The organism is Collinsella sp. SGI.178 (assembly GCF_050313495.1).
GTDB lineage: Bacteria > Actinomycetota > Coriobacteriia > Coriobacteriales > Coriobacteriaceae > Collinsella.
Window position 1 is genome coordinate 106,737 of record NZ_JBNPLM010000001.1, and the last position, 23,778, is coordinate 130,514.

Genomic DNA, 23,778 nt, shown 5'->3' on the forward strand with positions numbered 1-23,778 from the left:
CCCTCGCCGAAAACGGCGGTGCTGGAAGTCCATAAACTCTCATATGATAACAAACTGACGCGACGCGGCACCTACGACAGGAAAATCCTCGTCCTGCCGCATGCGTCGATGGCAACTGGCAGACGTGTACCGTCACGATCGACCAGATAGCGCGTCTGCCGGCGACGCAAGCAGTCGCGGCAACAGGCCTGTCCCGTCGCATCGGTGGCACAGATGCCCTCGGCGGTCAGCAGGCAGTGCTCGCACACCATGAGCTCGGGACGATCGGTATCGACGGGGCCCAGGACGCCAGGACAGGCGGCAAGCTCGGCAACGCGTTTCGCATCGTGAGCGACAAGTTCGGCAGGCAAAAACACGCGCTGCGCCCCAAGCCCCCGCAACCAGGCGAGCGTTGCCCGGTTCGCACAGAACACCGGCGCTGCCACGTCAAAGACGACGCGCAGTTCGCGAGCTATCGCCACTTGTCCCAGATTACGACAGACGATGCGGCCGGCGCGCTGCATGAGCGACCGAGTACGCTCGATATCGCCCACACGGCAGACCTCGTCGAGCACAACAGTCGCATCGGACAAGTCGAGCTCTTCGTTCGGGTCCTGGTCCATCAGCTGCCAGGCAAAGACCAAGCGAGCGGCGACAGACTCTGCAGGTTCTTCCGGCTGCGTTCCGCTATCCATCAGAACGCCCGCAAACGGCAGCGTCTCGACAGCGCGTTTCGCAAGCACGACCGCATCGGCCTCGGCCCGCATGCGCTCCAGTGCCGCCGCCGTTTGCTCAAGCACACCAGCGCTGCGAATCAGATACACTTCGCAGCCTGCGTCGACCTTGCGCTTGCAATGGACAACGATGCGCTCCCCCGCCTCGGCATCCACCGGGCAGGGAACTTGCGGCCAGCGTTTAGGTACATCGGGACGCGCGTCGGCGCCCGGGTAAAACCTGATCTCGAGCGTATCGCCCGCCGCCACGGCGGCATCGAGCTCGACGGTCACTTCCTCGTGTCCCACGGCAACCAAACGGCCCACACGCACGCCCTGGTTGATCGCGCGTTCAAAACTCATAAGCTCCGCGCCCGAGCGGCCTCGCAGATACGCGTCGGTAAACCCGCGGTTAAACGACCTTCCCAGCTCACGTTCGAGCGCCCGCACGGCATCGGGATCCCACGCGCCATCACGCAGCATATCGAGCGCCCGGCGCCACGCCCGCACCACGTTGTAGACGTAGTCGGGGTTCTTCATACGCCCCTCGATCTTGAGCGACGCCACCCCGGCAGCAACAAGCTCGGGTAAATGAGCAATGCCCAGATAGTCACGCGGGCAGAGCAGACGATCGCCTTCGACGGCAACGACGCCCTCCCCAGCCTCATCCACCAAATCGTATGCCAGGCGGCACGGCTGCGTGCAGTCGCCACGCATCGCCGACCGTCCGCGCCGCAGGGCCGAAAACTCGCACGCGCCCGAATAGCCAATGCATATGGCGCCATGGCAGAACACCTCGATGGGCACACCGGTAGCGCAGAGCGTCGCAATCTCTGCCACGGTCAGCTCGCGCGCCGTCGTCACGCGCTCGACCCCCAGCTCGTCAGCCGCCAAACGCACGGCCCCCTTGCTATGGACGCCCGCTTGGGTGGACAGATGAATCTCGACCCCCGGAATTGCCGCATGCAGCGCGCGGGCTAGGCCCGCATCTGCCACGATCAGTGCATCGGCGCCCAGCGCATGCGCATGTGCCCCCAGTGCCACGGCTTCGGACAGCTCGTCGTCGAACACGAATACGTTGAGCGTCACGTACACGCGCACACCATGGGCGTGCGCCACGGCACACCCGCGCGCAAATTCGTCATCACTAAACCCGTGCGCACTCACGCGGGCGTTAAATCCGCTCAACCCGGCATAAATGGCATCGGCACCTGCCGCGATCGCGGCGAGCATCTGATTGAGCCCGCCAGCCGGAGCCAACAGCTCGGGCAGTGCCAGACCCGATGTTGGCGTCCCATTCCCGCATTGTCTGCTAGGCTCAGTCGCCCAAATCGCCATCGGCAAACTCCTTACCAAGGTATGCAATCGCTCTGTTAATTGCCGTCAACCAGCATACACGAGGCTTCGCGCGGCTCGATTGGTTTATCGTGTAATAACTTATGTCCATCCTGCCCGACGCACACCCGCCGCCTGGCACGACATACTTGGAGGTCAACATATGGGTCCTCGCCAACGACAGGGACACGGTCGCTCTAAGACGCACGCTCTGCCCGTCATCCTGCTTTCGCTTTTGGGCTTTTTGCTCATCGCGGGCATAGCATTTGGCATCGGTATGATCGGCAACGTCAACCGCTGGCTGTCCGACCTGCCCGACTACACCGACGCCAACGCCTATCTGGTCAGCGAGCCCACCGAGATTGTTGACTGCAACGGCAACAAGATCGCCAGCTTCTATACCCAAAACCGCAAGTCCATCACCAAGGACCAGGTCTCTCCGTACGTCCTGCAGGGCACGATCGACGTCGAGGACGAGCGTTTCTACGAGCACGGCGGCATCGACCTCTTGGGCATCGCGCGTGCCTCGGTGGCAACCCTTGCCGGCGGCCACGAAGGAGCCTCGACCATCACCCAGCAGCTGGTGCGCAACACCATCCTGCAGGAGGAGCAGTTCGACTCGACCATCGAGCGTAAGGTGCGCGAGGCCTATATCGCCATCAAGATGGAGGACATGTACTCCAAAGACGAGATCCTCATGATGTACCTCAACACCATTTACTATGGCCACGGCGCCTATGGCATCGAGGCCGCCGCCGAGACCTACCTCTCCAAGAGTGCTTCCGACCTCACCCTGAGCGAGGCCGCGCTGCTCATCGGTCTGCCCAACTCGCCCTCACAGTACGACCCCACGGTCAATCCCGACCTGGCGCTTTCCCGCCGCAATAAGGTGCTCGACAACATGCTGCGCCTGGGCCACATCACGCAGGAAGAGCACGATGCCGCGCAGGCTGAGCCCATCACCCTCAACGTGACCGAGATCTCGGGCAGCGGTGTCGACGTATACTCACAGCCCTACTTTGTCTCCTACGTTAAGCAGCTGCTCGAGCAGGAGTTCTCCACCGACGTGCTCTTTAAGGGTGGCCTGACTGTTAAGACCACCATCGACCCCACCATGCAGCAGGTGGCCGAGGAGGCTGTGCGCGCCCAGCTCGACACGCTTTCGCTCGATGGCCTGGACATGGGCATGGTTGTCGTTGACCCCAAGACCGGCTACATCAAGTGCATGGTGGGCGGCTACGACTACAACGCCGACGAGAATCACGTGAACCACGCTACGGCAAAGCGCCCCGTGGGCTCCACGTTTAAGGCCTTTACGCTGGCAACTGCCATCCAAAACGGCATGAACCCCAACGTCATTCTCAACTGCAACTCGCCACTCAAGGCCAAGGGCACCACGACCGAGGTGCAAAACTATGGCAACCAGAGCTATGGCAACATCACGCTTAAGCAGGCAACGGCATACTCATCCAACACCGGCTATATTCAGGTGGCCGAAGCCATCGGCAATGACAAGATCATGTCGCTCGTCAAAAAGCTCGGCATCGATCCCGCCAAGGACAATATCGAGGACGTTCCCGTCATGACGCTCGGCACCGGGTCCATCTCACCGCTCGAGATGGCATCGGCCTACGCCGCTTTTGCCAACGGCGGCTATTATCGCCAGCCGATCGCCATCACCGAGATCGACTCGCGTACCGGCTCGGTTCTGTACCAGCACACCGACAATCCCACGCGGGTGCTCACCGAAGGTGAGGCTGCCGCGGTTACCGACGTTCTATCCGGCGTCATGCAGGGCAGCGGCACGGGTGCCGCCGGCGCGCTGAGCGTCAACCAGCCCTATGCCGGCAAGACGGGCACCACTGACAACACCACCAACCTGTGGTTCTGCGGCTACACGCCGCAACTGGCATGCGCCCTGTGGACCGGTTATTCCGCAGGCGAGATTCCCATCCAAAAGTACGGTTCGGACCTGCTGGGCGACAGCACCAACCTGCCCGTCTTTAAGAAGTTCATGAACACCGTTCTTGCGGGCGCCGAGCGCGAGGAGTTCCCGACCGGAACGGCTCCCACGTACAAGAACAATAACGTCTGGAAGTTCTACGGCACAAACAACAAGAAGAAGGAAGAGGACGAGGATAAGGACGAAGACGAGGAAGAAGAGACGGAGACCACCGGCGGGAGCGGCAACGAGGGCGGCAACACCGGCGGCGAAGGCGATGGCGGCAGTACCACCCCTACTCCCGACCCCAGCCCCAGCCCCGATCCCAGCCCCAGCCCCGACCCTGGCCCGACCCCCGATCCCAGCCCTAGCCCGACCCCCGATCCCTCCACAGGTCAGTAGATAGCAAAGCGCCCGAGCAGCTCAAATGCTCGGGCGCTTTTTGCTGGGACATACATGGCATATCGCGCGCAATCGAGATGCCACGATAGCACCGTCACAAATAGGGCGTCGGCTCAAAACCGACGCCCCTGTATTTCCACCGTCTTAGCTGGCGTTGTATACGCGCGTAAAGCTATTTACGCGCGGCGCTGAGCTTGTTAATCAGCGCTTCGAGGCGTTCGCCATCCTCGGCAGTCTGAGCGATAACCAAAATCGTGTCATTGCCGGCAAGCGATCCGAGCACATCGGGCAGCTCGGCCGCATCGACAGCCGCGGCAATGCCCGAGGCGGTGCCGGGCTGAGCCTTAATCATAACCAGGTTGTCGGTGCGCAACACACCGGTAACCAGCTCGGAGACCATGCGCTGCAGGTGCAGGTCCTCAGCCAGAACATAGATGCCCTCGGGCAGTTTGCGCAGCCCCATATCGGCGATGTCACGCGAAACCGTCGCCTGCGTGCAATCAAAGCCCATGGCGCGGAGTTCGTCCACCAGCACGCGCTGCGTACGCACGTCTTTATTGCGCACGATATCTCTGATGGCATCCTGGCGCCCGTTGCGTTTTTTAGCCATATAAAACCTCACTCCATAGATGGCGAAGACAATCTATCAGTGATTGAATAGTTTAGCGCTATTTGAGGCTATTTGTGAATAAGAACGCATTTCGAAACAATTCTATGCAAATTATTTTCGAATATGACACAGCTAGGCTATCCTTGCGCCCGTTCTGTTCAAAAAAGCAGCCAGATGCGCATACATAACGCAGCGCATAGGCTTAACGTTGGCAATCGGCCCAAACAAAAGCCCAAGGCCTCGGCGCTCTCCCTTAAGGGCCACCGCCATCTGGCGGGTCCGCACGTCGTTGAGCATATCACGCAATCGTGCCGTGCGCTCAATTGAAGACACCCCATGGGGGCTCAGGCACAAATTCTCGATACAAGCAACCAAGCGGCCATAGTAAAACCGTTGGCAGGCCAGCTTTAGATGGTTATCGTCATCTATTGCGTCAAATGGCACGCAAAGCTCTTCAAGCGCCTTGGCGTCGTCGGAAAGTCGCGAGAACATGGTGGGGTCGAATGAATCCGCAACCGATGGCGCGGCCGTATGGAAACAAGCTTCGGCGCACCCAAATACGCGTTCCGCATGCGAAAGGGCAGGCGCCAAAAAGGCGATCGCACGATACGACTCGGCATGCTGCAGAGACAACTCAAACAGGGAGCGTTCATACATCACGCCGGAATGTTGACAAACCAGACCGCTCTCGACCAGCTTGGCCAGGCCTAAAGCCCGGTCTCCATCGTCGGCAAGGGCAATGGATTGCGCGTCCAACATACGAGAATGGCGTTCCCGATGCGTATCGTAGCGATCGAGCGACACCGAGGGAAATACGATATCTGCCGAGGTCTCACAAGCGACATCGAGCATTGCCAAAAACGCGTGCGGCGCAAACCACTCATCGGCGCTCATTGCGATAATGTGGGCCCCGCGCGAAGCGGCAAAACCCTCGCGAAGGCAAGCTCCGCTCGACGGATCGTCAACGTCTATCAAATCGATGTGAATATCTCTGCCCGCGGCAACATCGAGCGAATGACGAACGCCCGGCGCAGCGTTGCGACATGCAACGACAATCTGCATATCGTAGAGGTCTTGGTTTTGGACGCTTTCGAGTGCGCGCATCGCGTAGCTGGGCGAACCCTCCACAACAAGGATCACCGAAAGTCGCGGAAGCGAGCCACGTCGAAGCAAGTTATCCATCCTCTCGACAACAATAATCAACTGCCGTTCATGGTACACCCCGGCAATAAACGCAATGAGTCGCCTGATGCGCTGCACGCCAAGAACAGATGTTGCACACGGCTCGCCCACACGAGCAGCATACTTAGATGGCTCTCGCTTCTCCCCTATTCGAGCGCGACGAGCTCGCCGGGGTCATAATCTACGCCCATAAAGGTAAGGCCGCACGCCGGCGCCGTGGGACCCGCAGCAGTACGATCGCAAGCGTCAATCACCTCGCGCATCCACTCGGGATCGCGGCGATGCATGCCGATCTCGACGAGCGTTCCCACGATGGTGCGCACCATCGAATGCAAAAACGCATTGCCCTCGATGGTAAACGTGAGGATATCCTCGCCAAAGGCGACCTCGTGGCCAAACTCGGCACGCATCACGCAACGATGCGTTGGCTTGCCCACGGCAGAAGCGACCTTACAAAAGCTCTTAAAGTCCTGTTCGCCCAAAAGCGCTGGGCAGGCGGCTGCCATCGCATCCACGTCCAAAGGATAACGATGCCACCATACCGCACCACGCGATAGCACCGGACGCGCATCGCGATCGGCAATGCGGTAGGTATAGGTCCGAGAACGTGCGTCAAAACGCGCAGAAAAGCCCTTACGGGCCTTGTAGACCTCATTAACGGCGATATCTTTGGGCAGCAGCGCATCCATAGCTCGCAGCCACCTGCGGCGCGTTAAAGCGAGCTCTGCGTCCGTAACGGGCACGCTGATGTATTGGGCCACCGCATGCACCCCTGCATCGGTGCGCCCGGCACACGTCAAATCGACTGAGCGGCGCAAGAGCGTCTCTATGGCAAGACGCAGCTCTCCGGCAACCGTCGTCTGCCCTGGCTGCTCGGCAAATCCGCTATAGGACGAGCCGTCATAGGCAACACGAAACACCAACGTGGCATCGAGCTCTGGAGTCAAATTGAAATCAGACGGCGCGGTCATGGGCGCTCCCAACAAACAAACAACGATATCGCGACAAAAAAAGAGGGGTACGCGAACGTACCCCTCGAATATAGCCTATGCAGACGAATTGTCTACTCAGCGGTCTCCTCAGCAGGAGCCTCCTCGGCAGCGGTCTCCTCGACAGCCTCGACCTTCTTGGGAGCAGCGGCCTTCTTGGGGGCCGGAGCAGCCTTCTTGGCCTTGGGCGTGCAAGGCTCGGTGACGAGCTCCATGATAACGATGGGAGCGTTGTCGCCCTTACGGGTACCGAGCTTCATGATGCGGGTGTAACCGCCGTTGCGATCCTGCCACATGCCCTGAGCAGCCTTGTCGAAGATCTCGGCAACGAGCTGCTTATCGCCGAGCTTGGCGATAGCCAGACGACGAGAGTGCAGGTCGCCCTTCTTGGCCCAGGTGATGATCGGCTCGACAACCGAACGCAGCGCCTTAGCGCGGGTCTCGGTGGTCTTGATGCGGTCGTTCTCGAAGAGGGCCTTGGCCAGGCTCTTCTTCATGGCCTTGGTGTGGCTCGCATCGGTGCCGAGCTTCAGGCCCTTCTTAACGTTGTGACGCATGGTCTAGTTTCTCCTCAAATATGCGAAGCATTAAGCCTTCAGGCTCAGGCCCATGGACTCAAGCTTGTCCTTCACTTCCTCGATCGACTTAACACCGAAGTTGCGGATGTTCAGAAGATCGTTCTCCGAGAACTCAACGAGCTGACGGACCGAGTGAATGCTGGCACGCTTAAGGCAGTTGTAGGAACGGACAGAAAGGTCCAGATCCTCGATCTGCTTGTCCAGCTCGGCGTTGTCGTTGGTGACCTCGGGAGCGAAGATCGAAACCTCCTCCTCGACCTCGGGGGTCTCGGCAAGGTTCATAAAGGCAGCCATATGCTGGTTGATGATATTGGCAGCCTGGACCACGGCGTCGCGCGGGGCGATGGAGCCGTTGGTCTCGATCTCGAGGACAAGGCGGTCGTAGTCGGTGTGCTGACCGACACGGCAAGCCTCAACGAGCTTGGCGCAACGGGATACCGGCGAGTACAGCGAGTCGACGTGGATCACACCGATGGGATCGTTGTCGCGCTTGTTGGCCTCGCCAGAGACATAGCCGCGGCCATAGCCGATGCGCATGCTCATGGTGAGATGGCCACCCTCGGTGAGCGTAGCGATGTGCTGCTCGGGGTTGACCAACTCAAACTCGGACGGAATAAAGAAGTCCGCACCGGTGACCTCGCAGGGGCCGTCAACCGAGATGGTGGCGGTCGCCTCGTCGGTCGTGCCGAGAGCCCTGAAGACAAGACCCTTGACATTCAGGACGATGTCAGTGACATCCTCGACCATGTTAGGGATGGTCATGAACTCGTGCTGCGCACCATCGATCTGAATAGCCTCGACGGCGGCACCCTCGAGCGAGGACAGAAGAACGCGACGCAGGGAGTTGCCCAGCGTATCACCGTAACCGCGCTCGAGCGGCTCGACGGAGACACGAGCAGACGTCTCGTTGATCTCTTCGACCTGAACCTGAGGCCTAATGAATTCTGACATGTATTACCTCCAGCCTCAGCAGCCCGGATGGACTACTTAGAGTAGAGCTCGACGATGAGCTGCTCGTTGATATCACCGCTGATCTGCTCACGCGTCGGCAGAGCGAGCACGTTACCAGACAGCTTCTCGATATCGACCTCAAGCCAGCCAGGGACCTCAAAGCGCTCGGAGGAAATCAGAGCCTCCTTGATGGGGAGGAGGTCACGGAACTTCTCGCCGACAGCGACGACGTCGCCGGCCTTGACGCGGTAGGACGGGATGTCCACGCGCTTGCCGTTCACGGTGAAGTGACCGTGGCGGACGGACTGACGAGCCTCTTTACGGGTGCGAGCGAAGCCAAGACGGAAAACAACGTTGTCGAGGCGAGACTCAAGGATGATCATGAGGTTCTCACCGGTGACGCCGTTCATCTTACGGGCCTTGTTGAAGTAGCCGTGGAACTGCTTCTCCAGAACGCCATAGATGAACTTGACCTTCTGCTTCTCGCGCAGCTGCATGCCGTACTCAGATTCCTTGCGACGGCGCTTGGGCTGACGGATAGATTCCTTCTTGCTGCTGTAACCGAGCTCAGCGGGATCGATCCCGAGCTGACGGCAGCGCTTAAGAACAGGAGTCCTGTCGATTGCCATATTGATACGATCCTTTCAGTTACACGCGGCGACGCTTCTTGGGGCGGCAGCCGTTGTGCGGGATGGGGGTCTTGTCCTGAATGCTCGAGACCTCGAGGCCAGCAGCCTGGAGGGAGCGGATGGCGGTCTCACGACCGGAGCCGGGGCCCTTGACGAAGACGGAAACCTTCTTCATACCGTGCTCCATGGCCTGCTTGGCAGCAGCCTCGGCAGCCATCTGGGCAGCGAACGGCGTGGACTTACGGGAGCCCTTGAAGCCCACCTGGCCAGCCGACTTCCAGGAAATGACGTTGCCCTGGGGATCGGTGATCGAAACGATCGTGTTATTGAACGTAGAACGGATGTGAGCCTGGCCCACGGAAATGTTCTTACGGTCCGCGCGCTTCAGACGGGCAGCGCGAACGTTCTTCTTAGCAGTAGCCATCTATCTAGCGCTCCTTATTTCTTCTTCTTAGCACCGATCTGACGCTTCGGGCCCTTGCGGGTACGAGCGTTAGTGTGGGTGCGCTGGCCGCGGACCGGGAGGCCCTTGCGGTGACGAAGGCCGCGGTTGCAGCCGATGTCCATAAGGCGCTTGACGTTCTGGTTGCGCTCACGGCGGAGGTCGCCCTCAACCATGATCTGGTTCTTGTCGATATACTCGCGGATGGCGTTAACCTCATCCTCGGTGAGGTCCTTAACGCGCGTATCCACGTTAACGTTGCACTCGACGCAAATCTTCGTCGCAGTGGTGCGGCCGATGCCGTAAATGTAGGTCAGACCGATCTCAACGCGCTTCTCACGCGGGAGGTCGACACCATTAATACGGGCCAACGTAGTCTCCTCTCTTAACCCTGACGCTGCTTATGACGGGGGTTCTCGCAAATGACGAGGACCTTGCCATGGCGCCTAATGATTTTGCACTTATCGCACATCTTCTTGACCGAAGGACGTACCTTCATCGTTCTTCCTTTCGGTAGCGCTCAAACTACTTCCCTACTATCTACTCGCCCAGCCGCAGGCGTTTAAAACTATGGCTGGTCTTCACACACAATCCGACCGTAGGTTGAGCTAAGCCTGCAGTCGGAAATAGAGTGCGTGTATGCGTGCCGCTATTTGTAGCGATAGGTGATGCGGCCGCGGGTCAGGTCGTACGGGGAAAGCTCCACGACAACCCTGTCACCGGGGAGAATACGGATGTAATTCATTCGAATCTTGCCAGAAATGTTGCACAGAACCGAATGACCGTTCTCGAGCTCGACCTTAAACATGGCATTAGGCAACGGTTCCTTTACCGTACCCTCGAGCTCAATTGCGTCTTCCTTCTTCACAAGCAATCATCTTTCTCTAGAAAACGACAGCGATTGAGTATTCTACAACACGTATACACGCATCGTAATAACTTCGTAATGGCTCCACAACTACGGTGAACTAATTACATTCTAAATGTAAAACAAAGCCGTTCCCTGATGCCCAAGATCGCCTTGAAATGAGAAGGCATAGACCTTGGGGTCATGCCTTCGAAATTGAAAGGCGAGGTTGGGCATCAGGGGGCGGCGACTTTTACATTTCTCCGCCTTGGAGCGAACACCAGGATCCTTGCGCATCGGTGGTGAGAATCACCGGACCGTCATTGGTGATGGCGACGGTGTTCTCGTAGTGCGCGGCGGGCAGGTGGTCGTTGGTGGTGACGATCCAACCGTCGGAGCCCGTGCTCACATGGTTGGAACCCATCGTTACCATCGGCTCGATGGCAATGACCATACCGGCCTGGAGGCGAACGCCCCTCCCCTTCTTTCCATAGTTAGGAACGTTGGGGTCCTCGTGCATCACGCGGCCAATGCCATGGCCCACATAGTCACGAAGCACGCCATAACCGTGAGACTCGGCGAGGGACTGGACGGCATAACCAACATCCCCGATATGGTTACCGGGAACAGCCTGCTCAATGGCAGCCTTAAGGCAATCGCGCGTAACCTCGCACAGGGCCTTGGCCTCGGGCGTAGGGGTGCCGACGAAAAACGTCCATGCGTTATCGCCAACCCAACCGTCGACAACGGCTCCCGTATCGATGGAGATGATATCGCCATCGCGCAGGATCATATCGGGGTTGGGAATACCGTGGACCACGGCATCGTTGATCGATGCGCAAATGGTCCCCGGGAACCCGCCGTAACCCTTAAAGGCCGGGGTGCCGCCATGCATGCGGATAATCTGCTCCGCGAGCTGATCGAGCTCAAAAGTCGAAACGCCGGGGCGCACCATGGCTCCAACGTGGCGGAGCGCCATCTTAGATAGCGCTCCTGCCTTCTTCATCTGCTCGATTTGCGTTGCAGACTTAATCTTAATCATAGACCGAGGGCCTCTTTGACATCCCCGTATACGGTCTCGCGAGCCTGGTCACCGTTGACCGACTTGAGCAGACCCTGGCCACGATAGTAATCGACAAGCGGGCTCGTGGACTTCTCGTAGACGTCGAGACGGTTCTTGATGGTCTCGGGCTTATCGTCGTCGCGCTGATACATCTCGCCGCCGCATTTGGGGCAGGTAACATCGGCAGCAGTGCCGGTGTAACCGCAGGCGCGGCAGGTGCGACGCGAAGACAGACGATCGATGATGACCTCGGGGGCCACGTCGACCAGAAGGGCACAGTCGATCTCGCGACCCATGGCGGAGAGCTCGGAATCGAGCGTCACAGCCTGGGCGGTGTTGCGCGGGAAGCCGTCGAGGATGAAGCCCTGCTGGGCGTCATCGGCGGCAAGGCGCTCCTTGACAAGGTCGATCACGAGCTGGTCGGGAACGAGCTCGCCAGCGTCCATGTACTTCTTAGCCTGAATACCAAGCTCGGTGCCACCCTTGACGGCAGCACGCAGCAGGTCGCCCGTGGAGATGTGGGCGACGCCAAACTCGGCGACGAGCTCCTGTGCAACGGTGCCCTTACCGGCACCCGGAGCTCCGAGCAATACGAGGTTCATGAGCAATCCTCCTCTAGCCTATTTAAAGAATCCATCGTAATCATACATCTTGATCTGGCCTTCGAGCTTGTCGACCGTGTCGAGCACGACGCCGACCATGATGAGGATGGACGTGCCGCCAAATGCCTGGATCAGCTGATTGCCCGTGAAGGAGAAGATGATCGAAGGCACGATGGCGATGAGCGCCAAAAAGACAGCGCTGGGAAGCGTAATCTTGTTGAGCGCGTTCTTGATGTAGGCCGCGGTAGCCCTACCCGGACGAACGCCCGGAATAAAGCCGCCCTGCTTCTTAAGGTTGTCGGCCGTGTCATCGGGATTGAACACCATGGAGGTGTAGAAGTACGCGAAGAACACGATGAGGACAACGTTAAGCACCCAGTTGAGCCAACCGGTCGAAAGCGCAGAGGCAACTGCCTGAATCCAGCCGATGCCGGGGAAGAACACGGCAACCTGAGCCGGGAAGTACAGCAGCGCCGAAGCGAAGATGATCGGCACGACACCCGCGGTGTTGACCTTGATGGGCAGGTAAGTGGTCTGGCCACCCATCATGCGACGGCCCACGACGCGCTTAGCGTAGGAGACCGGAATGCGGCGCTGGCCGCGCTCAAGGAAAACAATCAGCGGGATAACCAGCAGGATGATGGCGCAGATGATCACCATAGTGATGATGCCACCGCCATTGCCCTCGGTGCTGGAGAAGATCGCCTGCGGCAGACCGGCCATGATGTTCGCAAAGATGATCAGCGACATGCCATTGCCGATACCGCGCTGGGTAATGAGCTCACCAATCCACATGATCAGCATGGCGCCCGCGGTGAGCGTGCCGACGATCATGAGGTCGAAGATGATCTCGGGAGCGGCGGCGCCATTAAAGCTGATGCCGAAGCTCTTAAAGAGGAAGAGGTAACCCACGGAGTTGAGGATTGCCAGAGCCAGGGTGAGGTAACGCGAATACTGCGTAATCTTGGTCTGACCGACCTCGCCCTCGCGGGCAAGCTCATGCAGGGAAGGCACAACGGCCTGGAGCATCTGGAGGATGATCGAGCTGGTGATGTAAGGCATGATGCCCAGCGAAAACACCGACACATAGCTCAACGCGCCGCCAGAGAAAAGATTCAGGAGGGCCATAGCACCTGCGGCGACCGAATTGTTATCGGTCGAGAAAAGGCCCAGCATCCCCTGGAAGGGAATGCCGGGCACAGGAACGTGCGCACCAATGCGGTACACGACGAGCATAGCTATGGTAAAAAGAATCTTTTCGCGCAGTTCTTTGATGCGGAAAGCATTCTTAAGACCATTTAGCACGGCAGCTCGACCTTTCCGCCGGCGGCCTCGATCTTGGCCTGCGCAGAAGCGCTGACCTTGTCGACCTTGACCGTGAACTTCTTGGTAAGCTCACCATTGCCGAGCACCTTGACGGGCTCGAACTCGCTCTTGGTGATGCGAGCGGCCTTAAGAGCGGCACCGTCGATCACAGCGCCATCCTCGAACTTACGCTCGAGACGCTCAACGTTAACAGCGGTGTACTCGATACGACGGGGGTTGCGGAAGCCCGGAAGCTTGGGCAGGCGCATAGCCAGCGGAGTCTGGCCACCCTCGAAGCCGGCACCCTTGGTGCCGCCAGAGCGAGAGCCCTGGCCCTTCTGGCCGCGGCCAGAAGTGGTGCCGTGACCCGAAGAATTGCCACGGCCAACGCGCTTGCGGTTCTTGGTGGAACCGGGCGCGGGAGTAAGATCGTGAAGCTGCATTTGCTACTCCTCTACAATCTCGACAAGGTGCTTGACCTTGAAGATCATGCCGCGGACGGACTCGTTGTCAGTAATCTCGCGAACCTCGCGGATCCTGTGGAGACCGAGGGCACGGACAGTACGGACCTGGTCCTGCTTGCAACCGTTGGTGCTGCGGACCTGCTTGATCTTGATGGTGTCAGCCATGCTTAGTTCTCCTTACCGACGAACATCTCGGAGACCGTCAGGCCACGGCGAGCCGCGACGTCCTCAGGGCTGGAGAGCTCCTTGAGGCCCTCGACGGCAGCCTTGATGATGTTGAGGCCGTTGTCGGTACCGAGGGACTTGGACAGGACGTTCTTGATGCCAGCAAGCTCAAAGAGGGGACGCACAGCGCCGCCGGCGATAACGCCGGTACCCTCGACAGCGGGCTTGATGATGATGCGGCCGGCACCAAAGTGGCCGATAACCTCGTGCGGAATGGTGCCCTCTTCGGTCACCGGCACGTGGAACATGTTCTTCTTGGCATCGAGAGACGCCTTGGAGATGGCCATGGGCACCTCAGCGGACTTGCCCATGCCAACGCCGACGTTGCCCTTGCCATCGCCAACGACGACGAGAGCGACGAGGCTCATGCGACGACCGCCCTTGACGGTCTTCGACACGCGGTTGATGTAAACGACGCGCTCCTCGAACTCGGAGGCCTCGCGCTGCTGCTTCTGATTACGAGCCATGTGCTACATACCTCCTAGAACTCGAGACCGGCGGCACGAGCACCGTCGGCGAGGGCCTTGACGCGGCCATGGTAGATACGGCCACCGCGATCGAAGGCGACCTTGGTGATGCCGGCCTCGATGGCACGCTTGCCAACGAGCTGACCGACCTTCTCCGCAGCCTCCTTGTTCGAGGTGTGGGTGCCCTTGAACTCGGCCTCGAGGGTCGAGGCGGAGACGAGCGTCAGGCTGGAGCCCTTGCTGTCGTCGATGATCTGGGCATAGATGTTGGCGTTAGTACGGGTCACGCGAAGACGCGGACGCTCGGCGGTACCCGAGATCTTGCCGCGAACACGACGCTGACGACGCTTGAGGCCTTCCAGCTTCGCCTTATGCTTGTTCATACGTAAACTCCTAAAAAGGTTGATCTTGCCAGCACCTAACGGGGTGCTGGTCTTATGCGAGTGAGTCGGTTACGACTACTTGGCGGCCTTACCCAGCTTGCGGCGGATGTGCTCGCCAACGTAGTGGATACCCTTGCCCTTGTAAGGCTCGGGAGGACGATGGCCGCGGATCTCAGCGGCGATCTGACCGACCTGCTGCTTGTTGATACCCTTGACGTTCACGTGGGTGTTGTCGGGAACCTCGAAGGTGATGCCCTCGGGAGCCTCGACGATCACGGGGTGCGAGAAGCCCAGGGAGAACTCGAGGTTCTTGCCCTTCTGCTGCACGCGGTAACCGACGCCGGCGAGCTCGAGCTTCTTCTCGAAGCCCTCGGAAACGCCAACAACCATGTTGTGGATGAGGGCGCGGGTGAGGCCGTGGCGGGCACGGGTCTCACGCTCGTCGTCGGGACGGGAAACGGTGAGGACGTTGTCCTCGATGTTGATAGCGAGCTTCTCATAGACATCGAGCTCGAGCTGGCCCTTGGGGCCCTTGACGACAACGTTGTTGCCGTTGACTGCCACTTCGACTCCGGCGGGAATCTGGACAGGCTTATTACCGATACGAGACACGGTGATCTCCTTTCCTTCTACCTACCGAGCGAATTACCAGACGTAAGCGATGATCTCGCCGCCGACGTTGTGCTTGCGAGCATCGCGGTCGGTCATGACGCCATGGCTGGTGGAAATAATGGCGGTACCAAGGCCACCGCGGACGCGGGGCATGTCGGCAACGCCGGTGTACTTACGCAGGCCCGGCTTGGAAATGCGGCGGATGCCGTTGATGACCTTAGCCTTCTTGGGACCATACTTAAGCGTGATGTGCAGAGTCTTCTGGGGAACGGTGTCCTCGACATCGTAGCCCTCGATGTAGCCCTCCTCGTGCAGAACACGAGCGATCTCGACGAGCTTCTTGCTGCTCGGCATGGAGACCGTGGCCTTGTTCACAGAGTTAGCGTTACGAATGCGCGTAAGCATATCTGCGATCGGGTCTGTAAGGTTCATACAGATTCTCCTTCGTTCTTGATGAACACGTGCTCTTGGTTCTTCGCCGCCCTTAACGGCAAAGCCTAACTAGCACGTTTTCCCTGTTCCAAACGGATGCTTGAAACGCTGGTAGTGACTTACCAGCTGGCCTTCTTAACGCCGGGAAGCTCGCCCTTGAGTGCAAGCTCGCGGAAGCAGACACGGCACAGGCCGAACTTGCGGTACACAGAGTGCGGACGGCCGCAGCGCTGGCAGCGCGTGTACTCACGAGTAGAGAACTTCTGCTTGCGATTGCACTTGACGATCATCGATGTCTTAGCCACTTATATCCTCCTCACATAGAGTATTGTTCGCCCCAAGCGCCGCCCCCTTGTGGGAACGGCGCTTATAGGGCAGGTGAACCTATTTCTTGAACGGGAAACCAAAGGCGTCCAGAAGGGCCTTGGCCTCCTCATCGGTGTTGGCGGTGGTCACGAAAGTGATGTCCATACCACGCTGGTGATCGACGGAGTCAAAGTCGATCTCGGGGAAGATGAGCTGCTCGGTGACGCCCATGGAGAAGTTACCACGGCCGTCGAAGCTCTTGGCGGAGATACCGCGGAAGTCGCGGATACGGGGGATAGCGACGGAGGTCAGACGATCGAAGAACTCCCACATACGGTCGCCACGCAGGGTAACCTTGCAGCCGATCGGCATACCAGCGCGCAGGCGGAAGGTAGCGATGGACTTGCGGGCGCGGGTGATCATCGGCTGCTGGCCGGTGATGGCGCGCAGGTCGCGCACGGCACCGTCGATGGCCTTGGAATCGGTAGCGGCCTCGCCGACACCCATGTTCACGACGATCTTCTCAAACTTGGGGATCATCATGACGTTCTCGTACTGGAACTTGTCCTGAAGCTGCTGCTTGACCTCGTTGTTGTACTTGGCCTTCAGACGCGGCACATACTTCTCTTCTGCCATTGTTCACTCCTTCTTGGGGTTTTAAGCACGGGGCGTGGCCACGGTGGGTTGTCCTCGTGCCTCCTGACTGCATCCGCGCCGCTCATGGCATTTCGCGGTTTGGACTCGACGCAGCAGGAGCCGACAAAACAATCGGTACTATACGCGCATTGGGTGCGTATTTCCAGAAAAACATCGTCTGCCTGCACAACTCCACAACTCCCCCGCACAAATGGGTCCCAAAAAGCCGTTGCGGTGAAATAGGGACTGTTTGACAGCTTAACCGGCTTAAACAATCCGTATTTCACCGCAACTCATCGGCTTCCTCTTGAGGCGTGAAGCCGCAGACCGACGCGATGATGATAGCGGGCGTGACGATACCCGCGAATGCCGCCAGTACATGCTGCAGTGCATGGGGCAATACCTGCACAAACGAAACTTTTCCCGTACGTTCGAACAGGGCGTCCCCTGCCACCGACTCTGCCATTTGCGCCTCCCATACCCTAGGCAGCGGCCCTATGCCGCCCAACGGGCGGACATTATAGGGCATATGGCACAAGTAGCATTTTGACCCGCATGCGGCAGAGGGCTGGGGTAGCTAATTTGGGACGGGGCTCTTTTAGCTACCCAACAGCGAGCGAAAATCATCGAGCAGGCAGGGTAGCTAAAAGAGCCCCGTCCCAAATTAGCTACCCCTGGGATGCGACTAGCGCTTGCGGGGGACGAGCTTGGTGCGACGCAGATGGATCATCTCGGCGGCGATGGAGATGGCGATCTCTTCGGGATCCTCGGCCTGAATGGCAACGCCGATCGGCAGGTGCAGCTCGTCGATCTGGTCCTGCGTAAAGCCCTCCTGCTCCAAGCGAGCCCGCACAAAGGCCGTCTTGCGGCGCGAACCCAGGCAACCCAAATAGGCGGGCTTGGCGCGCAAGGCCTGAATCACCACATCGATATCGGACTTGTGGCCCGCCGTGGCGACGACTACCAGATCGCGCGGACCGATGGGGCATTGCTCGTCCAGGTTCTTGTAGTCGACCAGACGACGGTCGTAGACGCCGGGCACCCATTCGGGCGTCAACGTGCCGGGGCGGTCATCGCACGCCACAACGGCAAAGCCCGCCGCCGTGAGCACGCGCGCCGTCGCGGCGCCCACGTGACCGCAGCCAAAGATGTATGTCAGGCCTTCGGGGCAAAGCGTCTCGATGTGCGCCGGGGGAATCTCGGAGGCGGCGTTGGTGTAGGTGACCTTACTCCCCTCTTCCGTCAGCGAAAGCCCGGGGCAACCCACAATGGTGCGGCGCGACTCCTCGCCATGGTATTCGGCAGCGTCGCCTTCGAGCGCGCTTGCGATAAACGGTTCAAAGTCGATGACGAAGTCGCCGATGCGTCGATACGCCAAGACGTCGGCAACCGACTGGAACAACGGCGCCTGCGATGCATCCAGGTGCAGATAGCACAGGCAGATGGCTCCGCCGCAGATCATGCCGGTATCGGAGTTCTCGCCGCCCATGGTGTAGCGGACCAGGCGCGACTGCCCTGCGGCCAACAGCTCGCGCGCCTCGGCCAGCGCAAGGAGCTCAATCTTACCGCCGCCGATGGTGCCCGCTTGGCTGCCATCGGCAAAGACGGCCATCCATGCGCCCACACCGCGCGGCGATGACCCTGCCGTGCCGGCCACTACCACCAGCTCGCACGTCTTACCAGCCTTCAGAGCGCCAAGCGCAGCATTCACCACATCGAGCTTTTCCATCGTCGCTTCCTATCCCCTAAAAACGTCGGTGAACATGGCGAGCGCCTCGAGCACGCCGCCGCCGACCGACGTCGCCTTGTCCGAAATATAGTTGATATAGCTGGCATCGCCGCGTGGATCGACATCGGCACATTTAAAGCCCTCGGTCACCAGAACGCCGTCGGCCAAAAGCCCGCGCAAGCAGCCGTCAATCTGCGTGACCATGGGAGTGTCGCCCGCATACCCGATCACATCGCCGGCACTCACGATGTCGCCAATCGCGCGGTCGGACCTAAACACGCCGGCGGCGGGGCTGTGGATAACGCGCTCCTTGCCATAGCCGGCGATGACACCCGGCACGCCCGTATTGGGCTGGGGCGAGCCCTGGGTGATGACGTGGCCGAGAAAATGCCCGCGCATGGTCTCGACCACGGCATCGCAATCGACCGGCGCGGTAAAGCCCGGCCCCACGGCGATGACGACAGGCGCCATATCGCGCGTGGTGCCCAAATTGCGCTTGGCCAGGATCGCGTCGACCACGGCAGCGGGCTTAAGTTCGTCGAGCATCTTGGCCTGGGGATCCACCACGACGGCGACATCTCCGGCCTGGGTAATTGCAAGCGCCTCTGCCGGCGTCTGCGCCAAGCGAGCGCGAATGCCCTCGACCTGGACCTCGCCCAGGCGAATGGCCTCGCAAAAACTGATCGTGCGACGGATACACGTGGGAACCGCGATATCGGCCATGACAACCGACACGCCGGCGCGCACCAAACGGGCGGCGACGCCCGTGGCGATATCGCCGGCGCCGCGAACATAAACGAGCATTTCCGGGGCACCTCCCTGTGCTACGGTTTGAGCAGAGCAAAAGCGGTTCGGCCGCTACTCTGATGATTATTTATTATCACAGTATTATACGGCGGTGAACAGATGGAAACGACGAGCGGAAACCTTGCCTCCGCGCTCAAGCTCGAGCCGGGCATTACCGCAATTATCGGCAGCGGTGGCAAGTCGACCTTGCTAAAGGCGCTCGGCCTTGAGCTTATGCGCGCGGGCGACCGCGTGCTCCTCTGCACCACCACGCATATGTTTCCCGTCGCCGGCGTGCCATGGGACGGGTCGAGTCGTCGCCTGGACGCCGCACCTTGGAAGCCGGGCGCCTCACATGTCCCCGGTTGCACCTGCGAGGCCTGCGCGGGCCTTGCGCGGGGAAGCATCTGCCAAGCAGGTGTCTTGGACCCCGAGACGGGCAAGCTCTCCGCCCCCGCCGAGCCGCTCGGCGAGCTGGCACAACGCTTTAACTACGTCTTGGCCGAGGCGGACGGCAGCAAGCGGCTCCCGCTCAAGGCCCACGCCGCCTGGGAGCCGGTGATTCCCTCTGGCACGGCCAACATCGTCTGGATCGTCGGCGCCTCGGGGCTCGGCAAGCCCGTTGCCGAGGTTGTCCACCGCCCCGCGCTCTTTTGCGAGCGTTGCGGCTGCGAGCCCACCGACATCGCCACGCCCGAGCGCGTCGCCCAGGTGCTCAATGCCGAGATGCAGGCGCTGGGACTCTGCACCGCACGCGTCATGCTCAACCAAGTCGACGCGCTCAGCGACCCGGCTATGGCAGCCCGCTTCGAAGCAGCCCTCGGCCGCCCCGTCGTCGCCACCAGCCTCCAGGGGTAGCTAATTTGGGACGGGGCTCTTTTAGCTACCCCATGTTGAGAGAAAAATCATCAGGTAGGCAGGGTAGCTAAAAGAGCCCCGTCCCAAATTAGCTACCCTGGCGGCACCCCCTGCTAGCGGGGCACGTAGCAGGCCGCAACGTGTTCTGAGACGCGGCGCTGGCCCTTGGCGGTGTCGACATCCCACAGCTCGTAGGCACGTGCCTCGACCAACTGGATATCGGCACGGCCGCGCAGCAGCGACGATCCGCCGTCCTTGCCCTTAAGCCCCATAAGGTTAGGAAAGAAGCTCGCGGGGAACAGCACCGGAGAGGCCGGCTCGCCGTTCAGGGCAAGACGCACGGGCGCGACACCGCCGTTGGCCTTAAAAGCACCGGCGAGTGCCTCAAAGGAATCCGAACTCACGAGCGGCTGGTCGCCCGGCAAAAAGAGGCAGCCCCTCCAATCGCGATCGGCTCCCCAAGTAAGGCCGGCGCGCACGCTCTCGCTCCTGAGCGCGCCATCATGCAGCACGCACGGGCAATGCTTGTCCTCGCAAATCTGAGCAACCTCGGGCCAACGCGTCGAAACCACAACGTCAAAGCCCCGGGGAACCGAATCGATGGTCCGGGCAATCAGCGGCTCGCCATAGATATCGGCAAGCATCTTGTTAGAGCCAAACCGCTTGCCCTCGCCCGAGGCCATAATGACGCAACCAAGTTTCATGGCGATACCTCCCCTGAAGCCATCGTACCCATAACGCGCGTCGCGGGGCATCTACATCGAAAGCGCTTATCCCGCACGCCCACGATGCAAAAGGGGGCATCCCGCCGGTTGGCAGAGCGCCCCCTTTACATGGCTTACCTCAACCCGGCTTTAGACCTGAAACCAACGGACGGCGTTGCGCTCATAACGCAGCGGCACTTTCGTTATTTGCGAACAAGTGGGGTTTATGGCAAAGTGTGCCCAAACTAATTTTTAGGAAGGCACCGATGACCCCCGCACAGATTGAGTTTTATAAGCGCCTTGCACACGGCCTGGCGCTCCAGTTTGGCCCCAACTGCGAAGTCGTCGTCCACGATCTGGAGACCGAGGACGTGGACCACTCCATCGTGGTAATCGAAAACGGCCATGTAAGCGGGCGCAAGCTGGGCGACGGCCCCAGCCATATTGTGTTTGAGTCCATGCACGAGGACACCACCGACGTGCACGACCGCGAGCCATACCTCACCAAAACCGCCGATGGCAAGCTGCTTAAGTCCTCGACCATCTTTATCCGCAACGACGAGGGCAAGCCCGTCGGCATTTTGGGCATTAACTATGACATTACGCTCATGAAAGCTTTTGAGCGCTCGCTCGATGCCTTTACCGGCACCGACGGCACGGGCTACACCGAGCCCGAGCCCATTACCAAAACCATCGGCGACTTGCTCGAAGATCTGCTGCGCGAGTGCGAGCAATACGTGGGCAAGCCCGCAGCCCTTATGACCAAAGATGAGCGCATTCGCGCCATTGGCTACCTCGATCGTCGCGGCGCCTTCCTCATTTCCAAGTCGAGCGAGCGTGCCTGCGAGTTCTTTGGCATCTCTAAGTACAGCTTCTATAGCTACCTCAACGAAGCAAAGGCAGAGGCCGGCGAAAAATAGTCAGCGCGCCTGCGCCCCTCCCCTTTTGGGCGCGAGTTCTGGAATGCACGAATCCAAGACTCGGCCGCAAGGCAAGTTCCATATAATCGAAGGACGAGATAGTTCGAAAGGATGGAACAAGATGGGGTCGAGCAACGCATCGCGCAACGGCCACGGAGGCTTCGCTTCTGCCGCCAGGCATGCGAAACGCGCGTTTGACGAGGGCGAAGACGATCTGTTTGCGTTGAGCCTCGACGACGTGATGAGCGACCGCCCCTGGACCGCCGACGAGCTCATGGGCGACGGAACCCATTCGGCAGGCGATCCTTCCGAGACGGCATCGTTTATCGCCGCGGCGCAGCATCTTGCGCCCGAACCGCCCGTTGCAGATCTCGACGACTTTGCGACCCGTCAGTTTGCCTTCGATTCCTGGGCTGATGCCGATCTGGACGAAACATCTGCCGGCGCGCCGACGCTCGGCGAGCCGGTAAATCCACTTGTCGCCGCGTCCGCTTCCGAATACGAGCCGGACGACCACGCGCAAGCTATGCCCACATCCTCATACACCGATAGCCACACTGACAACGACGATTATTATGGCGACTACTACGCCGCGGAAGAGGCGCCGCGCTTTTTGGATTTCAATCCAGTAGCAAAGATTATCTTTATAGCGATTGTCGTGGTGCTACTTGGCGTCATTGCGTTTGAGGGATTCCAGCTGTTCCGCAGCCCCGTCGAGTTCGAATCGGCAACGCAGCAAAAAGAGGACGAGAGCAACGACTACCTCGACGTCAACAACCTCAAGGGCGACCCCAACGACGGGGACGAGTAGCGAGGGCTGAGGGCGGCTGAAACGTCCATATGTAGCACCAGCTTCTACGTGCTGTTTTGTTATCCGGTTACACTTTTCCAGATGTTGAGACCGTCAGATTCGACACTTTTCCGTACTTTTGAGGTGCCGATTCCGACACTTTTCCGTACTTTCTTACGGCTGATTTCGACACTTTTCCGAATGTTGGCCGAATAATTGCCGCGTAATCAAGCGCCGTCTGCACATCATTTCGCAGGCGCGCTTGATTTGTGTCCGCGCGCGCTGATACACTCCATCGTGCCCGCAAGGAGCGGGTGCGTTTTATCCAGAGTCGGGGTAGAGAGTTGGCTCCACGATCCCGACGCCAACCGGCCAAGAGGCACGGTGGCCCTGCCAACATCGATGAAAGGAGTCCGTATGGACAATTTCTCCGTGCGCAGTGAGCGCAACTTCCACAACCTGGCAGCCAAGCCAAAACGAATGCATCTTCTGGACGCACCGAGCGGCTATGCCTCGGCCATGGTTAAGAGCAGCCTCTCCCACCAGATGCGCTTTACGGTACAGAAGCTCGAGGAAGAGCTCTGCGCCGCCGGCGACCCGCACGTACTGCAGATCAAGCTGCTCGGAGATGACTCCTGCGAGCCGTCCAGCTGGATGCTCTTCGCCGACGGCGTGTGCGTTGCGGACGGATCTGGCGCCTTTGCTCGCGAGTGCTTCTACGAGGAAGCCGAGGTATTCCTGGACCTGTGCCGCGACGCCGTGCGCGCGGCCGGGCTGCACCAGTGGAGCCAGAGGGAGTACGAGCTGCTGAGTGTGACCCGCGGGATTGCGGGGGCATAGCCGAACTCGCGTACCGTTAAGGCTGCAAAGCACTAAACGCACCCACTCGACTCGCTA

At 59.8% G+C, this 23,778-nt stretch carries 31 protein-coding genes and 1 riboswitch; of the genes, 5 read left to right on the plus strand and 26 right to left on the minus strand.

The annotated features are described in order from the left end of the window. Window positions 1–71 precede the first annotated feature (71 nt). The gene (locus ACQRAQ_RS00390) at window positions 72–2,030 is read right to left on the minus strand and encodes a U32 family peptidase (protein WP_427793373.1); all 1,959 of its coding nucleotides are present in this window, start codon (window positions 2,028–2,030) and stop codon (window positions 72–74) included. 160 nt (window positions 2,031–2,190) lie between these two features. Here ACQRAQ_RS00390 and ACQRAQ_RS00395 point away from each other — a divergent pair, with 160 nt between their 5' ends. Beyond that, window positions 2,191–4,371: a transglycosylase domain-containing protein gene (locus ACQRAQ_RS00395; RefSeq protein ID WP_427793375.1), complete on the plus strand. Its 2,181-nt coding sequence runs from the start codon at window positions 2,191–2,193 to the stop codon at window positions 4,369–4,371. Between the two features lie 172 nt (window positions 4,372–4,543). Here the strand turns inward: ACQRAQ_RS00395 and ACQRAQ_RS00400 are convergent, their stop codons facing one another. The 24 genes from ACQRAQ_RS00400 to yqeB all read right to left on the minus strand — a co-directional run bounded on the left by ACQRAQ_RS00400 (window position 4,544) and on the right by yqeB (window position 19,627). Next, complete coding sequence (locus ACQRAQ_RS00400) at window positions 4,544–4,981, minus strand: arginine repressor (protein WP_154516043.1); 438 nt, start codon at window positions 4,979–4,981, stop codon at window positions 4,544–4,546. Window positions 4,982–5,113: 132 nt separating this feature from the next. Then, on the minus strand, window positions 5,114–6,274 hold the full coding sequence (locus ACQRAQ_RS00405; protein WP_427793376.1) for a glycosyltransferase: 1,161 nt from the start codon (window positions 6,272–6,274) through the stop codon (window positions 5,114–5,116). 35 nt (window positions 6,275–6,309) lie between these two features. Beyond that, window positions 6,310–7,134, minus strand: a complete 825-nt coding sequence (truA, locus tag ACQRAQ_RS00410; RefSeq protein ID WP_427747848.1) for a tRNA pseudouridine(38-40) synthase TruA — start codon at window positions 7,132–7,134, stop codon at window positions 6,310–6,312. A 92-nt stretch (window positions 7,135–7,226) separates the two neighbouring features. Beyond that, complete coding sequence (gene rplQ / locus ACQRAQ_RS00415) at window positions 7,227–7,709, minus strand: 50S ribosomal protein L17 (RefSeq protein ID WP_427727167.1); 483 nt, start codon at window positions 7,707–7,709, stop codon at window positions 7,227–7,229. Window positions 7,710–7,739: 30 nt separating this feature from the next. Further along, complete coding sequence (locus ACQRAQ_RS00420; RefSeq protein WP_154516055.1) at window positions 7,740–8,681, minus strand: DNA-directed RNA polymerase subunit alpha; 942 nt, start codon at window positions 8,679–8,681, stop codon at window positions 7,740–7,742. Window positions 8,682–8,713: 32 nt separating this feature from the next. Further along, window positions 8,714–9,310 carry a 30S ribosomal protein S4 gene (gene rpsD, locus ACQRAQ_RS00425; RefSeq protein WP_006235275.1) on the minus strand — a complete coding sequence of 199 codons (597 nt, stop codon included), beginning with the start codon at window positions 9,308–9,310 and terminating at the stop codon, window positions 8,714–8,716. A gap of 19 nt (window positions 9,311–9,329) precedes the next feature. Next, a complete protein-coding gene (gene rpsK / locus ACQRAQ_RS00430) occupies window positions 9,330–9,734 on the minus strand; it encodes a 30S ribosomal protein S11 (protein WP_006235274.1) in 405 nt (134 codons plus the stop codon). A gap of 14 nt (window positions 9,735–9,748) precedes the next feature. Continuing rightward, entirely contained in the window at window positions 9,749–10,123 is a 375-nt protein-coding gene (gene rpsM / locus ACQRAQ_RS00435; RefSeq protein ID WP_154516058.1) for a 30S ribosomal protein S13, read from the minus strand. Between the two features lie 14 nt (window positions 10,124–10,137). After that, window positions 10,138–10,251, minus strand: a complete 114-nt coding sequence (gene rpmJ / locus ACQRAQ_RS00440; protein WP_006363204.1) for a 50S ribosomal protein L36 — start codon at window positions 10,249–10,251, stop codon at window positions 10,138–10,140. 150 nt (window positions 10,252–10,401) lie between these two features. Then, window positions 10,402–10,620 carry a translation initiation factor IF-1 gene (gene infA, locus ACQRAQ_RS00445; protein ID WP_035137443.1) on the minus strand — a complete coding sequence of 73 codons (219 nt, stop codon included), beginning with the start codon at window positions 10,618–10,620 and terminating at the stop codon, window positions 10,402–10,404. 232 nt (window positions 10,621–10,852) lie between these two features. Then, complete coding sequence (gene map, locus ACQRAQ_RS00450; RefSeq protein ID WP_329738298.1) at window positions 10,853–11,641, minus strand: type I methionyl aminopeptidase; 789 nt, start codon at window positions 11,639–11,641, stop codon at window positions 10,853–10,855. Next, window positions 11,638–12,264 carry an adenylate kinase gene (locus ACQRAQ_RS00455; protein ID WP_347486596.1) on the minus strand — a complete coding sequence of 209 codons (627 nt, stop codon included), beginning with the start codon at window positions 12,262–12,264 and terminating at the stop codon, window positions 11,638–11,640. Before ACQRAQ_RS00455 ends, map begins: the two co-directional genes overlap by 4 nt. An 18-nt stretch (window positions 12,265–12,282) precedes the next feature. Further along, window positions 12,283–13,569: a preprotein translocase subunit SecY gene (gene secY / locus ACQRAQ_RS00460; protein ID WP_370450586.1), complete on the minus strand. Its 1,287-nt coding sequence runs from the start codon at window positions 13,567–13,569 to the stop codon at window positions 12,283–12,285. Further along, the gene (gene rplO, locus ACQRAQ_RS00465; protein WP_006235267.1) at window positions 13,563–14,012 is read right to left on the minus strand and encodes a 50S ribosomal protein L15; all 450 of its coding nucleotides are present in this window, start codon (window positions 14,010–14,012) and stop codon (window positions 13,563–13,565) included. The genes secY and rplO overlap by 7 nt, the downstream gene beginning before the upstream one ends. A gap of 3 nt (window positions 14,013–14,015) precedes the next feature. Continuing rightward, complete coding sequence (gene rpmD, locus ACQRAQ_RS00470; protein WP_154516067.1) at window positions 14,016–14,198, minus strand: 50S ribosomal protein L30; 183 nt, start codon at window positions 14,196–14,198, stop codon at window positions 14,016–14,018. Between the two features lie 2 nt (window positions 14,199–14,200). After that, the gene (rpsE, locus tag ACQRAQ_RS00475; RefSeq protein ID WP_154516070.1) at window positions 14,201–14,725 is read right to left on the minus strand and encodes a 30S ribosomal protein S5; all 525 of its coding nucleotides are present in this window, start codon (window positions 14,723–14,725) and stop codon (window positions 14,201–14,203) included. 14 nt (window positions 14,726–14,739) lie between these two features. Beyond that, window positions 14,740–15,108 (minus strand): 50S ribosomal protein L18, encoded by a 369-nt coding sequence (rplR, locus tag ACQRAQ_RS00480; protein WP_118270231.1) that lies wholly within the window; start codon window positions 15,106–15,108, stop codon window positions 14,740–14,742. A gap of 75 nt (window positions 15,109–15,183) precedes the next feature. Further along, window positions 15,184–15,720, minus strand: a complete 537-nt coding sequence (gene rplF, locus ACQRAQ_RS00485; RefSeq protein WP_370450587.1) for a 50S ribosomal protein L6 — start codon at window positions 15,718–15,720, stop codon at window positions 15,184–15,186. Window positions 15,721–15,753: 33 nt separating this feature from the next. Continuing rightward, window positions 15,754–16,152, minus strand: coding sequence for a 30S ribosomal protein S8 (gene rpsH, locus ACQRAQ_RS00490; protein WP_006235262.1), 399 nt, complete (start codon window positions 16,150–16,152; stop codon window positions 15,754–15,756). Window positions 16,153–16,271: 119 nt separating this feature from the next. Further along, entirely contained in the window at window positions 16,272–16,457 is a 186-nt protein-coding gene (locus tag ACQRAQ_RS00495) for a type Z 30S ribosomal protein S14 (RefSeq protein ID WP_022094280.1), read from the minus strand. Window positions 16,458–16,536: 79 nt separating this feature from the next. Then, window positions 16,537–17,094, minus strand: a complete 558-nt coding sequence (gene rplE / locus ACQRAQ_RS00500; RefSeq protein WP_154516073.1) for a 50S ribosomal protein L5 — start codon at window positions 17,092–17,094, stop codon at window positions 16,537–16,539. Window positions 17,095–17,377: 283 nt separating this feature from the next. Further along, a complete protein-coding gene (locus ACQRAQ_RS00505; protein ID WP_427717692.1) occupies window positions 17,378–17,560 on the minus strand; it encodes a hypothetical protein in 183 nt (60 codons plus the stop codon). A gap of 219 nt (window positions 17,561–17,779) precedes the next feature. Beyond that, window positions 17,780–18,823 carry an XdhC family protein gene (locus ACQRAQ_RS00510; RefSeq protein ID WP_427793378.1) on the minus strand — a complete coding sequence of 348 codons (1,044 nt, stop codon included), beginning with the start codon at window positions 18,821–18,823 and terminating at the stop codon, window positions 17,780–17,782. 9 nt (window positions 18,824–18,832) lie between these two features. After that, complete coding sequence (gene yqeB / locus ACQRAQ_RS00515) at window positions 18,833–19,627, minus strand: selenium-dependent molybdenum cofactor biosynthesis protein YqeB (protein WP_427793379.1); 795 nt, start codon at window positions 19,625–19,627, stop codon at window positions 18,833–18,835. A 102-nt stretch (window positions 19,628–19,729) separates the two neighbouring features. Here yqeB and yqeC point away from each other — a divergent pair, with 102 nt between their 5' ends. Continuing rightward, the gene (gene yqeC / locus ACQRAQ_RS00520) at window positions 19,730–20,467 is read left to right on the plus strand and encodes a selenium cofactor biosynthesis protein YqeC (protein ID WP_427793380.1); all 738 of its coding nucleotides are present in this window, start codon (window positions 19,730–19,732) and stop codon (window positions 20,465–20,467) included. Window positions 20,468–20,580: 113 nt separating this feature from the next. Here the strand turns inward: yqeC and ACQRAQ_RS00525 are convergent, their stop codons facing one another. Then, window positions 20,581–21,171, minus strand: a complete 591-nt coding sequence (locus ACQRAQ_RS00525) for a nucleotidyltransferase family protein (RefSeq protein ID WP_427793381.1) — start codon at window positions 21,169–21,171, stop codon at window positions 20,581–20,583. 266 nt (window positions 21,172–21,437) lie between these two features. Between ACQRAQ_RS00525 and ACQRAQ_RS00530 the strand changes: the two genes are divergently transcribed. The 3 genes from ACQRAQ_RS00530 to ACQRAQ_RS00540 all read left to right on the plus strand — a co-directional run bounded on the left by ACQRAQ_RS00530 (window position 21,438) and on the right by ACQRAQ_RS00540 (window position 23,721). Next, a complete protein-coding gene (locus tag ACQRAQ_RS00530; RefSeq protein WP_427793383.1) occupies window positions 21,438–22,091 on the plus strand; it encodes a helix-turn-helix transcriptional regulator in 654 nt (217 codons plus the stop codon). Between the two features lie 121 nt (window positions 22,092–22,212). After that, window positions 22,213–22,902 (plus strand): hypothetical protein, encoded by a 690-nt coding sequence (locus ACQRAQ_RS00535; protein ID WP_427793385.1) that lies wholly within the window; start codon window positions 22,213–22,215, stop codon window positions 22,900–22,902. A gap of 297 nt (window positions 22,903–23,199) precedes the next feature. Further along, a riboswitch (SAM riboswitch) is annotated at window positions 23,200–23,290 on the plus strand. 8 nt (window positions 23,291–23,298) lie between these two features. After that, the gene (locus ACQRAQ_RS00540; RefSeq protein WP_427793386.1) at window positions 23,299–23,721 is read left to right on the plus strand and encodes a hypothetical protein; all 423 of its coding nucleotides are present in this window, start codon (window positions 23,299–23,301) and stop codon (window positions 23,719–23,721) included. Window positions 23,722–23,778: the final 57 nt, after the last annotated feature.

Bases quoted from the DNA above. Each gene is read 5' to 3' on its own strand.
- rpsK (WP_006235274.1), bottom strand. From the start codon at position 9,734: ATGGCTACTGCTAAGAAGAACGTTCGCGCTGCCCGTCTGAAGCGCGCG.
- map (WP_329738298.1), bottom strand. From the start codon at position 11,641: ATGATTAAGATTAAGTCTGCAACGCAAATCGAGCAGATGAAGAAGGCA.
- ACQRAQ_RS00420 (WP_154516055.1), bottom strand. From the start codon at position 8,681: ATGTCAGAATTCATTAGGCCTCAGGTTCAGGTCGAAGAGATCAACGAG.
- truA (WP_427747848.1), bottom strand. From the start codon at position 7,134: ATGACCGCGCCGTCTGATTTCAATTTGACTCCAGAGCTCGATGCCACG.
- rpsD (WP_006235275.1), bottom strand. From the start codon at position 9,310: ATGGCAATCGACAGGACTCCTGTTCTTAAGCGCTGCCGTCAGCTCGGG.
- ACQRAQ_RS00390 (WP_427793373.1), bottom strand. From the start codon at position 2,030: ATGGCGATTTGGGCGACTGAGCCTAGCAGACAATGCGGGAATGGGACG.
- ACQRAQ_RS00525 (WP_427793381.1), bottom strand. From the start codon at position 21,171: ATGAAACTTGGTTGCGTCATTATGGCCTCGGGCGAGGGCAAGCGGTTT.
- ACQRAQ_RS00400 (WP_154516043.1), bottom strand. From the start codon at position 4,981: ATGGCTAAAAAACGCAACGGGCGCCAGGATGCCATCAGAGATATCGTG.
- ACQRAQ_RS00395 (WP_427793375.1), top strand. From the start codon at position 2,191: ATGGGTCCTCGCCAACGACAGGGACACGGTCGCTCTAAGACGCACGCT.
- rplQ (WP_427727167.1), bottom strand. From the start codon at position 7,709: ATGCGTCACAACGTTAAGAAGGGCCTGAAGCTCGGCACCGATGCGAGC.
- rplE (WP_154516073.1), bottom strand. From the start codon at position 17,094: ATGGCAGAAGAGAAGTATGTGCCGCGTCTGAAGGCCAAGTACAACAAC.
- ACQRAQ_RS00510 (WP_427793378.1), bottom strand. From the start codon at position 18,823: ATGGAAAAGCTCGATGTGGTGAATGCTGCGCTTGGCGCTCTGAAGGCT.
- rpsH (WP_006235262.1), bottom strand. From the start codon at position 16,152: ATGAACCTTACAGACCCGATCGCAGATATGCTTACGCGCATTCGTAAC.
- ACQRAQ_RS00455 (WP_347486596.1), bottom strand. From the start codon at position 12,264: ATGAACCTCGTATTGCTCGGAGCTCCGGGTGCCGGTAAGGGCACCGTT.
- rplO (WP_006235267.1), bottom strand. From the start codon at position 14,012: ATGCAGCTTCACGATCTTACTCCCGCGCCCGGTTCCACCAAGAACCGC.
- rplR (WP_118270231.1), bottom strand. From the start codon at position 15,108: ATGAACAAGCATAAGGCGAAGCTGGAAGGCCTCAAGCGTCGTCAGCGT.
- ACQRAQ_RS00540 (WP_427793386.1), top strand. From the start codon at position 23,299: ATGGACAATTTCTCCGTGCGCAGTGAGCGCAACTTCCACAACCTGGCA.
- ACQRAQ_RS00535 (WP_427793385.1), top strand. From the start codon at position 22,213: ATGGGGTCGAGCAACGCATCGCGCAACGGCCACGGAGGCTTCGCTTCT.
- rpmJ (WP_006363204.1), bottom strand. From the start codon at position 10,251: ATGAAGGTACGTCCTTCGGTCAAGAAGATGTGCGATAAGTGCAAAATC.
- ACQRAQ_RS00505 (WP_427717692.1), bottom strand. From the start codon at position 17,560: ATGGCAGAGTCGGTGGCAGGGGACGCCCTGTTCGAACGTACGGGAAAA.
- rpmD (WP_154516067.1), bottom strand. From the start codon at position 14,198: ATGGCTGACACCATCAAGATCAAGCAGGTCCGCAGCACCAACGGTTGC.
- yqeC (WP_427793380.1), top strand. From the start codon at position 19,730: ATGGAAACGACGAGCGGAAACCTTGCCTCCGCGCTCAAGCTCGAGCCG.
- yqeB (WP_427793379.1), bottom strand. From the start codon at position 19,627: ATGCTCGTTTATGTTCGCGGCGCCGGCGATATCGCCACGGGCGTCGCC.
- rpsE (WP_154516070.1), bottom strand. From the start codon at position 14,725: ATGGCTCGTAATCAGAAGCAGCAGCGCGAGGCCTCCGAGTTCGAGGAG.
- ACQRAQ_RS00530 (WP_427793383.1), top strand. From the start codon at position 21,438: ATGACCCCCGCACAGATTGAGTTTTATAAGCGCCTTGCACACGGCCTG.